Source organism: Micromonospora hortensis, from assembly GCF_022230935.1.
In the GTDB taxonomy this organism is placed as follows: Bacteria; Actinomycetota; Actinomycetes; order Mycobacteriales; family Micromonosporaceae; genus Micromonospora; species Micromonospora hortensis.
Genome location: NZ_JAKKFE010000071.1, coordinates 42,168 through 53,711, shown reverse-complemented (window position 1 = coordinate 53,711; position 11,544 = coordinate 42,168). Strand labels below are relative to the sequence as shown.

At 68.5% G+C, this 11,544-nt stretch carries 9 protein-coding genes; 3 read left to right on the top strand and 6 right to left on the bottom strand.

What is annotated here, in order from left to right:
- Positions 1–76: 76 nt before the first annotated feature.
- From NIE111_RS30900 to NIE111_RS30880, 5 genes are all read right to left on the bottom strand, one after another.
- Complete coding sequence (locus tag NIE111_RS30900) at positions 77–1,114, bottom strand: ABC transporter ATP-binding protein (RefSeq protein WP_238687749.1); 1,038 nt, start codon at positions 1,112–1,114, stop codon at positions 77–79.
- Complete coding sequence (locus tag NIE111_RS30895) at positions 1,095–2,126, bottom strand: ABC transporter ATP-binding protein (RefSeq protein ID WP_112583768.1); 1,032 nt, start codon at positions 2,124–2,126, stop codon at positions 1,095–1,097. Before NIE111_RS30895 ends, NIE111_RS30900 begins: the two co-directional genes overlap by 20 nt.
- 70 nt (positions 2,127–2,196) lie before the next feature.
- A complete protein-coding gene (locus tag NIE111_RS30890) occupies positions 2,197–3,153 on the bottom strand; it encodes an ABC transporter permease (protein ID WP_124778295.1) in 957 nt (318 codons plus the stop codon).
- Positions 3,154–3,225: 72 nt separating this feature from the next.
- On the bottom strand, positions 3,226–4,164 hold the full coding sequence (locus NIE111_RS30885; RefSeq protein WP_238687748.1) for an ABC transporter permease: 939 nt from the start codon (positions 4,162–4,164) through the stop codon (positions 3,226–3,228).
- Positions 4,165–4,361: 197 nt separating this feature from the next.
- Positions 4,362–5,963, bottom strand: a complete 1,602-nt coding sequence (locus NIE111_RS30880) for a peptide ABC transporter substrate-binding protein (protein WP_238687747.1) — start codon at positions 5,961–5,963, stop codon at positions 4,362–4,364.
- 482 nt (positions 5,964–6,445) lie between these two features.
- On the opposite strand from NIE111_RS30880, the gene NIE111_RS30875 reads away from it, so the two are divergent.
- Both NIE111_RS30875 and NIE111_RS30870 read left to right on the top strand, forming a co-directional pair.
- Positions 6,446–7,306 carry a bifunctional methylenetetrahydrofolate dehydrogenase/methenyltetrahydrofolate cyclohydrolase gene (locus tag NIE111_RS30875; RefSeq protein WP_238687746.1) on the top strand — a complete coding sequence of 287 codons (861 nt, stop codon included), beginning with the start codon at positions 6,446–6,448 and terminating at the stop codon, positions 7,304–7,306.
- A 139-nt stretch (positions 7,307–7,445) separates the two neighbouring features.
- Complete coding sequence (locus NIE111_RS30870; RefSeq protein WP_112583765.1) at positions 7,446–8,396, top strand: malate dehydrogenase; 951 nt, start codon at positions 7,446–7,448, stop codon at positions 8,394–8,396.
- Positions 8,397–8,712: 316 nt separating this feature from the next.
- Here NIE111_RS30870 and NIE111_RS30865 read toward each other — a convergent pair whose 3' ends face one another.
- Complete coding sequence (locus NIE111_RS30865) at positions 8,713–9,564, bottom strand: MBL fold metallo-hydrolase (protein WP_238687745.1); 852 nt, start codon at positions 9,562–9,564, stop codon at positions 8,713–8,715.
- A 137-nt stretch (positions 9,565–9,701) separates the two neighbouring features.
- Here NIE111_RS30865 and NIE111_RS30860 point away from each other — a divergent pair, with 137 nt between their 5' ends.
- Positions 9,702–10,919 (top strand): NADP-dependent isocitrate dehydrogenase, encoded by a 1,218-nt coding sequence (locus NIE111_RS30860; RefSeq protein ID WP_124773753.1) that lies wholly within the window; start codon positions 9,702–9,704, stop codon positions 10,917–10,919.
- The last annotated feature ends 625 nt before the right edge of the window (positions 10,920–11,544 follow it).

Sequence of the window (11,544 nt, the reverse complement as noted above, 5' to 3'; positions counted from 1 at the left end):
CGATCATGAAGTTATTGCCCTGCACGTCGGCGTGTCAGGGCAATAACTTCATGATCAACCGCAGGGGGTGGGTCGGTTAGGCCGGGGTGGTGGGGCGGAGTTCGGCGAAGTGGCAGGCGGACGGGTGGGGGTCCGCTGCCCGGGGAACGGTCGCCGGGTCCTCGGTGGCGCAGATGTCCTGGGCCTTCCAGCAGCGGGTCCGGAAATGGCACCCGCTCGGCGGGTCGGCCGGGCTGGGCACGTCGCCGACCAGCCGGATCATGTTGCGCTGGTCGCGGGCCTCCGGGTCCGGCACCGGCACGGCAGAGAGCAGAGCCTGGGTGTACGGGTGGGTGGCCCGCTCGTAGATCTCGTCCTCGGTGCCGATCTCGACGATCCGGCCGAGGTACATCACCGCGACGCGGTCGGCGATGTGCCGCACCACCGACAGGTCGTGCGCGATGAAGATGTACGACAGCCCCAGCTCGCCCTGTAGCTGCTTGAGCAGGTTGATCACCTGGGCCTGGATGGAGACGTCGAGCGCCGACACCGGCTCGTCGCAGACGATCACCTCGGGCTTCAGCGCGAGGGCGCGGGCGATGCCGATGCGCTGACGCTGACCGCCGGAGAACTGGTGCGGGTACCTGTTGATGTGCTCCGGGTTGAGCCCGACCAGGTCCAACAGCTCCTGGACCCGCTTGGCCTTGCTGCCCTTCGGCGCGGCGTCCGGGTGGATCTCGAACGGCTCGCCGATGATGTCGCCGACGGTCATCCGCGGGTTCAGGGACGTGTACGGGTCCTGCATCACCATCTGCATGTTGCGGCGCAGCCGGCGCAGCTCACCCCCGGAAGCCTTGAACAGGTCCTTGCCCTCAAGCGTCGCGCGTCCGGAGGTGGGCGTCTCCAACCGCATCAGCAACCGGGCGAGGGTGGACTTGCCGCAGCCGGACTCGCCGACCACGCCGAGCGTCTCGCCCCGGCGCAGCTCGAAGCTCACCCCGTCGACGGCCTTGACCGCCCCGATCTGCCGCTGGAAGAGCACGCCCTGAGTGATCGGGAAGTGCTTCACCAGGTTGTCGACGGAGAGGATGGTCTCGCCGCGGACCTTTGTGGGGTTAGCGGGCGACGCTGTCATCACGGACCTCCTGCGCGAAGTGGCAAGCGCTGGTCCGGCCATCGCCGAGGACCAGGTCGTGTGGCACCTCGTCCACGCAGACCTGCTGGACGTACGGGCACCGTGGGTGGAACGGGCAGCCGGACGGGATGCGCATCAGGTTCGGCGGCAACCCCTTGATCGTCGACAGTTCCTGGCCGCGAACGTCCAGGCGCGGGATCGACTCCAACAACCCCTTGGTGTACGGGTGCGCGGGCGCCTTGTAGAGCGAGCGGACGTCGGCGTGCTCGACGATCCGGCCGGCGTACATGACAGCGATCCGGTCCGCGACACCGGCGACCACACCCAGGTCGTGGGTGATCAGGATCATCGCCATGTTGAGTTCCCGGCGCAGGTCGGCCAGCAGGTCCATAATCTGGGCCTGCACTGTCACGTCGAGGGCCGTGGTGGGCTCGTCGGCGATCAGGACCTTCGGGTCCAGTGCCAACGCCATGGCGATCATGACGCGCTGTCGCATGCCGCCGGAGAACTGGTGTGGGTAGTCGCCGATCCGCTTGGCGGCACCCGGGATCTTGACCAGATCCATCAGTTCGACGGCACGACGTCGAGCGTCGGCCCGGGACATGCCGGCGCGCTGGCGAAGCGTCTCACCGATCTGCCAGCCGACCGGGAAGACCGGGTTGAGGGCGGAGAGCGCGTCCTGGAAGATCATCGCGATCTCCTTGCCGCGTACCTGCCGGCGCTGCTCCTCGGAGCGGGTCAGCAGGTCCTCACCCTGGTAGAGGATCTGGCCGGAGCGGACGAACGCGGGCGGGGTGTCGAGGATGCCCATGATCGCCTGGGCGGTGACCGACTTACCCGAGCCGGATTCGCCGAGCACGGCAAGGGTCTCGCCGGCGTCCAGGTGGTACGACACACCGTTGATCACCCGGGCGACGCCCTCGTTGGTGCGGAACTCGACGTGCAGGTCCCGCAACTCCAGCAGGTGACCGCCCTCGGGTGTGGCAGAGGCGGGAGTTGGATTGACAGTCATAACTGTGCTTGCCTTTCGCTCGCGACTGCGGGGCTCGCTCCGCTCACTCCTCGCGCTCGCACGGATGTTCTCACCGCAGCTTCGGGTCGAAGGCGTCACGGATCGCGTCGCCGAGCATGATGAACGCCAGCACGGTCAGCGCCAGGAAGGCCGACGGGACGATCAACGGGGTGGCCGCCTCCCGCATGTGGATCCGGCCGGTGTCGATGTCCTGCCCCCACGAGATGGTGGGCGCCTTCAGGCCGATGCCGAGGAAGGAGAGCGTCGCCTCGGCCGCGATGAACGAGCCGAGCGCGATGGTCAGTACGACGATGGCCGGGGCCAGCGAGTTCGGCAGGATGTGCCGCCACATGATCCGGCTGTTGCCGGCGCCGAGCATCCGGGCCGCCGCGACGTAGTCCTGCTCCTTCGCGGTGATCACCGAGGACCGGACCACGCGGGCGGCGGTGGTCCAGCCGAGGAGAGCCAGAACGAAGACGACAGCGCCGATCCGGGCCCACTGGCTGTCACTGGACACGCGCTTGAGCAGCACGATCGCGGCCAGCAGCAGCGGGATGCCGAGCACCACGTCGATCACCCGGGAGAGCACAGCGTCGACCCAGCGGCCGAAGTAACCGGCCAACATGCCGATCACCAGCGCGATGATTCCCGTGCCCAACGCGGCGAGCGCACCGACCAGCAGCGAGGCCCGGGTGCCGTAGACCGCCCGGGAGTACGTGTCGCAGCCCTGGAAGTCGTACCCGAAGATGGCCCCGCCCGACGGCCCGGCGTGCTGCCGGGAGAGCAGGCAGTCGTTCGGGTTGTTGGCCGTGAAGACCCCGGGGAGCAGCGCCATCAGGGTGAAGATGACGACCAGCGCCAGCGAGATCCAGAAGATCGGGTTGCGGCGCAGGTCCCGCCAGGCGTCACCGGCCAGGCTGCGGGGCTTGTTCGCGGCGCCGACCTGGTTGGGCGTGCCCGGCTCCCCCGAGGGGCCACGTCGCGCGGCCTGGTTCTCGGTGGCCGCCACAGTTTCAAAGTCACTCATGCCGCCACCTCGCTGCGCTCGGCGCCGGCATGAGAGCCCAGGCACGCTGCGCTGATGATTCGTTCGCTGCGCTCACTCATAGCGGATCCTCGGGTCGAGTACGGCGTACAGGACGTCCACCACCAGGTTCGAGACCAGGTAGACCACGACGAGCACGCTGACGATGCCCACCACCAGGGGGCCGTCCTCGGTGCGGATGCCGCGGAAGAGGTTGAAGCCCACGCCGGGGATGTTGAAGACGCCCTCGGTGATGATCGCGCCGCTCATCAGGTTGCCCAGTTCCACACCGAGGAAGGTGACCACCGGGATCAGCGAGTTGCGCAGCACGTGGACGACGACGATGCGCCGCTTGACCAGGCCCTTGGACCGGGCGGTCCGGACGTAGTCCGCGCGCAGGTTCTCCGCCACCGAGGCCCGGGTGAGCCGTAGGGCGGTCGCCAGCGACAGCGAGCCGAGAACGATGCCCGGCAGCAGGAGCGCGTAGAAACTCGGGTCGGAGCCGGCGGTGGGCGGGAAGAGCTGCCACTTGACGCCCAGGAAGTACTGCGCCAGCGGCGCCAGCACGATGGTCGGGATGCCCAGCACCAGCAGGGTCAGCACCAGCGTCGAGTTGTCGAAGATGCTGGCCCGGCGGATGCCGGCGAGCACCCCGGCGGTGACGCCGAAGATGATCGCCACGGCGAGCGCGATGAGCGCGAGGCGCACGGTGACCGGCCAGGCCTGCTGGAGGATGTCACCGATGCTCCGACCGGTGAGCGACTCGCCCAGGTTGCCCTGGAGCAGGTCCTTCACGTAGTCGAAGTAGCGGTAGAAGAAGCCGCCGACGCCCGTCTGATCCAGGTTGTACTTCTCGGTCAGGTAGGCCCGTTGGGCTGGCGTCACCGGCCGCTCGCCGGCGAGCGCCTGGATCGGGTCGCCCTGTCCGGCGAATGTCAGCGCGTAGACGATCAGGGTGGTCCCGAAGAACGCCAGGACCATCTGCAGTAGGCGCCGCAGGATGTAGCGGAACATGCTTAGCAGTCTCTCCGGAAATGTGCGAAAGGGTCGCAGGACGGCATCTCTGGTCGTACCCGAAATATCCGAGACGTGCCGTCCGGCCCGGGGGAGCCGGCACCACCGACGCCGGGTCCGCTGCTGCGGCCCGGCCCCGGTGGTGCGGTCCGGGCCACCCGGGCTTCGTCGCCCGGGTGGCCCGCACCATGGTCAGCTCAGCTGGCTGCTTCGATCTTGACGAGGTTGACCCGCTGGAACAGGTCCATCTCCACGTTCTTGACCTTGGACGAGTGGCCGAACACGTTCTCGCCGAAGCGGAGCGGGATCACCGGCATGTCCTTGGCCAGGATGTCCTCCGCCTGCTGGTACTTGGCGATCGCCTCGTCCTGCGTCTTGGCGGCGGAACCCTCCTTGACCAGCTTGTCGAACTCCGGGTTGCTGTAGCCGTAGTAGTTCGACGAGCCGTTCGTGCTGTACAGCGGGCCGAGGTAGTCCTCCATGGTCGGGTAGTCCATGACCCAACCCATCCGGAACGCACCCACCGGCGTCTTCTTCTCGACCTTGGTCAGCAGGTCGGCGAACTTCGGCTCGACCGAGCCGACCGCGTCCACGCCCAGGTTGGTCTTGAGCTGGTTGACAGTGGCGTCGACCCAGTCCTTGTGCCCGCCATCGCCGTTGTACGAGATGACGATCTTCGACGGACCGCCGGCGGCCTGGTAGAGCTTCTTGGCCTCGGTCGGGTTGAACTCGGCGGCCTTGCCCGCGGTGTCCTCCCGGTAGCCCGGCAGGACCGGCGCGACGAAGGAGCGCGCCGACGTCTGCGAACCCTTGAAGACCGACTTGGTGATCTCGTCACGGTCGATCGCCATCGAGATGGCCTTGCGCACGTCCGGGCTGCTGTAGTCCTTGTCGAACGTCGGGAACGCGAGGAACTGGAACGACGACATCGGGCTGGTCTTGTACCGGTCACCCAGGTCGCTCGGCGCGGTGCTCAGGCTCTCGGTCGGGATCGTGGGCAGCACGTCCAGGTTGTCCGCCAGGACGTCCGCGTAGGCAGCGGTGAGCTGCTGGTAGATCCGGAACTCGATGTTCTTGACCTTGGGCTTCTCGCCCGGGTACGCGTCGTAGCGCTCGACGTCGATCTTGCTGTCGTGCTGCCAGGTGCCCTTCATCTTGAAGGGGCCCTGCCCGATCGGCGCCTGCTCGTAGGAGTCCTTGAGCACGCCCGGAGCCGAGAACGCGGCATCCGGCATCGGGAAGAACGCGTTGTAGCCCAGCGTCGTCTTGAAGTCGATGTACGGCTCGGAGAGCGTCGCGGTGAAGGTGAGGTCGTCGACCTTCTTCAGACCGGACATCTCCTTGGCCTTCGGCGCCTTGCCCTGCAGGTCGGCGTAACCAGCGACCTTCTCGAAGAAGGGGTTGGTGTCCTGACCGTTCGGGGCGTACGCGCCGTAGTTCCAGGCGTTGATGTAGTTCTGGGACGTGACCTTCTCACCGTTGTGGAAGGTGAAGCCGTCCTTGATCTTGATCGTCCAGACCTTGTTGTCGGACGAGGTGATCGACTGAGCGGCGACCTCGTACGGCTTGTTCTGGGCGTCGTAGTCGACGAGCGGGCTGAACAGGCCGGCGATCACCTGCGACCCGGACGTCTCGGTGGTGTTTGTGGGAACCAGGTGCTTCGGCTCGGCGATCTGAATGCTGACCACCGAACTGTCGCTGCCACCGGATCCACCGTCTCCGCCGCTGCCGCAGGCCGCGAGGCCCAGCGTCACCGCGAGCGGGAGGGCGGTCCAGGCGGCGAGTCTACGAACTCGCATTGAGCCTCCTCATCTCCTCACGCTGCGCAGTCAGGCCCGACGCTGGGTTACGCTGCGCAACAAGCGGTAACGGTAGGTCGGCGACTGGCCTTCGACAACGACCCGGTTGCGGGTGGGTAACGGTCCGGGGGTGCCTCCCTTGTCGGGGGCGAAAGAATCTGCTAATCCAAACCGGGCCTATCGACGTTGACCTGCGGAAATCGCGCCGGTTCACGACCCGTATGGCGCCGCCCGGCCGCTGCGGCGCCGCCTGAGCCTGGCGTCCCGTCTCGATGACGACGGTGAGGTCTGTCTGGTTCGACAGTGATCGAATCCACAGATTGTCACCGAAAGTGACTAGCGACACCTCACACACGGTTACTCCCGGGGCGGTCACCCCATCGTGGCCGGGTCGGCCCGATGGCCCCTCACACGCGGTGGGCGGCGGACGGCCCGAGCTGGGTCGTCTGATCCGCAGGCGGTGGTCGTGAGACGATCTGGTCGTGACGGCGACGCTTCTGGACGGCAAGGCAACCGCAGCGGAGATCAAGGACGAGCTGCGCATCCGGGTGAAGGCACTCGCGGAACGCGGGATCATCCCCGGGCTCGGCACGGTCCTCGTCGGGGCGGACCCGGGCAGCCAGGCGTACGTCAACGGCAAGCACCGCGACTGCGCCGAGGTGGGCATCGCCTCGATCCGCCGCGAACTGCCGGCCGACGCCACCCAACAGCAGGTCGACGACGTCCTGGCCGAGTTGAACGCCGACCCGGCGTGCCACGGCTACATCGTTCAACTGCCGCTGCCGGCCCACCTCGACACCCAGCGGGTGCTGGAGTTGATCGACCCGGACAAGGACGCCGACGGCCTGCACCCGGTCAACCTGGGTCGGCTCGTGCTCGGCTACGACGGGCCGCTGCCGTGCACGCCGCGCGGCATCGTCGAGCTGCTCCGCCGGCACGACGTGGCGCTGTGCGGGGCCACCGTCGCGGTCGTCGGTCGCGGCAACACGGTTGGCCGACCGCTCGGCCTGCTGCTCACCAGGCGCAGCGAGAACGCCACTGTCACCCTCTGCCACACCGGCACCCTCGACCTCGCCTCGCACACCCGGGCCGCCGACATCGTCATCGTCGCGGCCGGCGTACCGGGTCTGCTGACCGCCGACATGATCAACCCTGGCGCTGTGGTGGTGGACGTCGGCATCACCCGCGTGATCGGCGCGGACGGCAAGGGCCGCTACACCGGCGACGTGGACCCGGAGGTAGCCGAGACGGCCGGCGCGCTGGTCCCCATGCCCGGCGGCGTGGGCCCGATGACCCGGGCCATGCTGCTCACCAACGTCGTCGAGCGCGCCGAGCGCGGCTGACCCGCGCCTCGGCCGCGCCGAACCAGGACGGCGGTGACGTTCGCCCCATCCCGGCGATGGCCGCCGCCCCTGGCCTGATCGGTGCCAGGATGACTGATACGGTCCGGAAAACCGACTGGTATCAGGGAGTGGGACGACCATGGGTAAGAAGGTCACTGTCGTCGGGGCTGGCTTCTACGGCTCCACCACCGCACAGCGCCTGGCCGAGTACGACGTCTTCGACACCGTAGTGATCACCGACATCGTGGAGGGCAAGCCCGCGGGCCTCGCGCTCGACCTCAACCAGTCCCGGGCCATCGAGGGCTTCGAGACCAAGGTGGTCGGCGTGACCACCGGCCCCAACGGTGAGGGCTACGAGAGCATCGAGGGCTCCGACGTCGTCGTGATCACCGCTGGTCTGCCGCGCAAGCCCGGCATGAGCCGGATGGACCTTCTGGAGACCAACGCCAAGATCGTCCGCCAGGTCGCCGAGAACGTCGCCAAGTACGCCCCGAACGCCGTCGTCATCGTGGTCTCCAACCCGCTGGACGAGATGACCGCGCTGGCCCAGCTCGCCACCCAGTTCCCGAAGAACCGGGTGCTCGGCCAGGCCGGCATGCTCGACACCGCCCGGTTCAGCAACTTCGTCGCCGAGGCGCTGAACGTGCCGGTGGCCTCGGTACGCACGCTGACCCTGGGCTCGCACGGCGACACCATGGTGCCGGTGCCGTCGAAGAGCACCGTCAACGGCAAGCCGCTGCGCGACGCCATGCCGGCCGAGCAGATCGAGGAGCTGGTCGTCAAGACCCGCAACGGTGGCGCCGAGGTGGTCGCGCTGCTCAAGACCGGGTCGGCCTACTACGCCCCGTCCGCCGCCGCGGCCCGGATGGCGAAGGCCGTCGCTGAGGACTCCGGCGAGGTCATGCCGGTCTGCGCGTGGGTCGACGGCGAGTACGGCATCTCCGGTGTCTACCTGGGGGTCGAGGCCGAGATCGGCGCCGAGGGCGTCAAGCGGGTCGTCGAGACCGACCTGGACGCCGACGAGCGGGCCAGCCTCCTGGAGGCCGCCGAAGCCGTCCGCGCCAAGCAGGGCGACATCTCCAGCATGTAGTTCCCCCGAACCACAGCACCACCGAAGGGCGCGCCGGCTTCGCCGGGGCGCCCTTCGCCGTCCAGCCCCACCCCGCCCCACCCGGCCGGGCCTGACCACCCCACCCGGCCCCACCCACCCACCCCCACCCACCCGGCCCGCCCCCGCCCTGGTTGATCAAGAGGTTTACGTCAGGAATCGCGATTGTGGTGACGCAAACCTCTTGATCAACCAGGTGAGGGGCTCCGGAGGCAGCGCTTTTGCTGATGTGGCGCGGATCTTCGGTCGAGATCGCGCTCGATCCTGGTTGTAGTGGTCTTCTGGGCTGGGGTTGCCCCTACATCCAGGATCGAGCGGGATCTTGACTGGCCGACTGGTGATCAACCGGGCTGGGGTGGGGCGTGAAGGGGGTGCCGAGGTGGGGGGTGGCCAGGACGGTGGGGGAGTGGGCGCGCAGGGCGTTCAGTCGGGAGGCGCGGGCGAGGTCCGGGTCTTCCTCGTGGGCGTACGCCAGGTCGGCGTCGACGAGTTGCACCATGTGCACCAGCAGGTCCCCGGTGAGCAGCATCCGCTCGTCGGCCGACGTCAGGAGCACCGACTGGTGACCGGGGGTGTGGCCCGGGGTGGGCAGCAGACGTACCGCTGGGGTGAGGGCGGTCTCGCCGTCGACCACCCGGAGCTGGCCGGCGGCGCGCAGGGGTGCGACGAGCCCGGCCGGCAGCCCGGGGTTGAGCGTCTCCGCCGCGTCGATTTCGGCGCGTTGCACCAGGTAGCTCGCGTTCGGGAAGTACGGCCGCCCCGGCGTGCCAGTGACCGCCCAGCCGATGTGGTCGCTGTGCAGGTGGGTCAGGACGACGGTGTCGACATCGGCGGGGTCGATGCCCGCGGCGGTCAACTCGGCGGGCATCCGCCCTGGCACGGGCGCCCAGCTCGCGGCGGGTGCGTCGACTGGGCCGATTCCGGCGTCGACCAGCGTGACCGGCCCGTCGCCGGCGCGGATCGCGAAGCTGCGGAACGGCAGCCACCACTGCCCGTCGGCGGTCACGGAGCCGGGGTCGCGCCGGTCGGCCTCCGCCCAGTGCGCCGCTGTGGCCTGCGCAAACGCGTCCGCCCGGGGCTGGAAGAAGGCACCCTCACCGTCGGTGAGTGCGGTGACCGTGATAGACCCGAGGGTGCGGTTCAGTGGCATCGGACGATGATTCCAGGGCATTCCTGTTCCGCGCAGCCCGGTTCCGCCGGCCGGTCGAGGCCGGCTGGGGGCTGCCGGCCCAATTGCAGTACGCTCGTACTGCTTGAGCACGTGTCCCCCGAGAGGAGCGCCGGCCGATGGCGAAGATCAAGGTAAACAACCCGGTCGTAGAACTCGACGGCGACGAGATGACCCGGATCATCTGGAAGCAGATCCGGGAGCAGCTGATCCTGCCCTACCTCGACGTCGACCTGCACTACTACGACCTGTCGATCCAGCACCGTGACGAGACCGACGACCAGGTCACGATCGACGCCGCCAATGCCATCAAGGAGCACGGCGTCGGCGTCAAGTGCGCGACCATCACCCCGGACGAGGCCCGGGTCGAGGAGTTCGGCCTGAAGAAGATGTGGCGGTCGCCCAACGGCACCATCCGCAACATCCTCGGCGGTGTCGTCTTCCGCGAGCCGATCATCATGTCCAACGTGCCGCGGCTGGTCCCCGGCTGGACCAAGCCGATCATCATCGGCCGGCACGCCCACGGTGACCAGTACAAGGCCACCGACTTCGTCGTCCCCGGCCCGGGCACGGTGACCATCACCTACACCCCGGCCGACGGCGGCGCGCCGATGGAGATGGAGGTCGCCAACTTCCCCGGCGGCGGCATCGCCATGGGCATGTACAACTACGACGAGTCGATCCGGGACTTCGCCCGGGCGTCGTTCCGGTACGGACTGGACCGCAACTACCCGGTCTACCTGTCCACCAAGAACACCATCCTCAAGGCGTACGACGGCCGGTTCAAGGACATCTTCGCCGAGGTGTTCGAGACCGAGTTCAAGGCCGAGTTCGCCGCTGCTGGCATCACCTACGAGCACCGGCTCATCGACGACATGGTCGCCGCCGCGCTCAAGTGGGAGGGCGGCTACGTCTGGGCCTGCAAGAACTACGACGGTGACGTGCAGTCCGACACCGTGGCGCAGGGCTTCGGCTCGCTGGGTCTGATGACCTCCGTCCTGCTCTCCCCGGACGGCCGGACCGTCGAGGCCGAGGCCGCGCATGGCACCGTCACCCGGCACTACCGGCAGTACCAGAAGGGCGAGAAGACCTCGACCAACCCGATCGCGTCGATCTACGCCTGGACCCGGGGCCTGGCCCACCGGGGCAAGCTGGACGGCACCCCGGCGGTCACCGAGTTCGCCAACACCCTGGAGCAGGTCATCGTCGACACCGTCGAGGGTGGCCAGATGACCAAGGACCTCGCGCTGCTCATCTCGCGCGACGCCCCGTGGCTGACCACCGACGAGTTCATGAACGCGCTCGACGAGAACCTGGCCCGCAAGATCGCCGCCTGATTCAGGCGTACCGCGTCATCGGAGCCCGCCGGCATTCCTGCCGGCGGGCTTCGGCGTGTCCGGCGCCGCCGCGCCGATCGGCGTCACTGCTACCGGCGCGCCTCGTTGACCAGGATGGACGAGATGCCAGTCGCGTCCAGGAAGGTTGACCACGGTCGACCCGCGGCACCCGTGCGCCGATCAGCCAGCCTTCCCGGCTGTGCCGTGCACAGCCAGCCGTCCCTTCCCTGCGGGGGGCCCTGTCCCGGGCCCCCCGCGCCCTGTTTCCCACCAAGCTCAGGCCGCGCCAAGCTCTGGCCACGTCCGAGCCTTGCCACGCCAAGCTCAGGCCGGGCCGAGCTCAGGCCGGGTCGAGCTCAGGCCGGGTCGAGCTCAGGCCGGGCCAAGCTCAGGCCACGCGCGAGCCGTGCCACGCCAAGCTCAGGGCACGCGCACAGCAGGGCTGATGCCGTCTTAGCCCTGCGCGACGCCGCCATGGCCCGTGTCCCCCGCGGCGGCCGAGCGGGGATTGGCCTCGACCGCCGAGACCGTTCCCCGAGGCCAGGTTTGGTGGCAGAGCACGACGGTGCCGGCCGGCGGACACTCCAGAGAGCGTGATGTCTGTGAGTCATCACGATGACTCTCA

Excerpts from the sequence above, each read along its gene's own strand:
- NIE111_RS30880 (WP_238687747.1), bottom strand. The coding sequence starts at position 5,963 with ATGCGAGTTCGTAGACTCGCCGCCTGGACCGCCCTCCCGCTCGCGGTG.
- NIE111_RS30860 (WP_124773753.1), top strand. The coding sequence starts at position 9,702 with ATGGCGAAGATCAAGGTAAACAACCCGGTCGTAGAACTCGACGGCGAC.
- NIE111_RS30885 (WP_238687748.1), bottom strand. The coding sequence starts at position 4,164 with ATGTTCCGCTACATCCTGCGGCGCCTACTGCAGATGGTCCTGGCGTTC.
- NIE111_RS30870 (WP_112583765.1), top strand. The coding sequence starts at position 7,446 with ATGGGTAAGAAGGTCACTGTCGTCGGGGCTGGCTTCTACGGCTCCACC.
- NIE111_RS30890 (WP_124778295.1), bottom strand. The coding sequence starts at position 3,153 with ATGAGTGACTTTGAAACTGTGGCGGCCACCGAGAACCAGGCCGCGCGA.
- NIE111_RS30900 (WP_238687749.1), bottom strand. The coding sequence starts at position 1,114 with ATGACAGCGTCGCCCGCTAACCCCACAAAGGTCCGCGGCGAGACCATC.
- NIE111_RS30865 (WP_238687745.1), bottom strand. The coding sequence starts at position 9,564 with ATGCCACTGAACCGCACCCTCGGGTCTATCACGGTCACCGCACTCACC.
- NIE111_RS30895 (WP_112583768.1), bottom strand. The coding sequence starts at position 2,126 with ATGACTGTCAATCCAACTCCCGCCTCTGCCACACCCGAGGGCGGTCAC.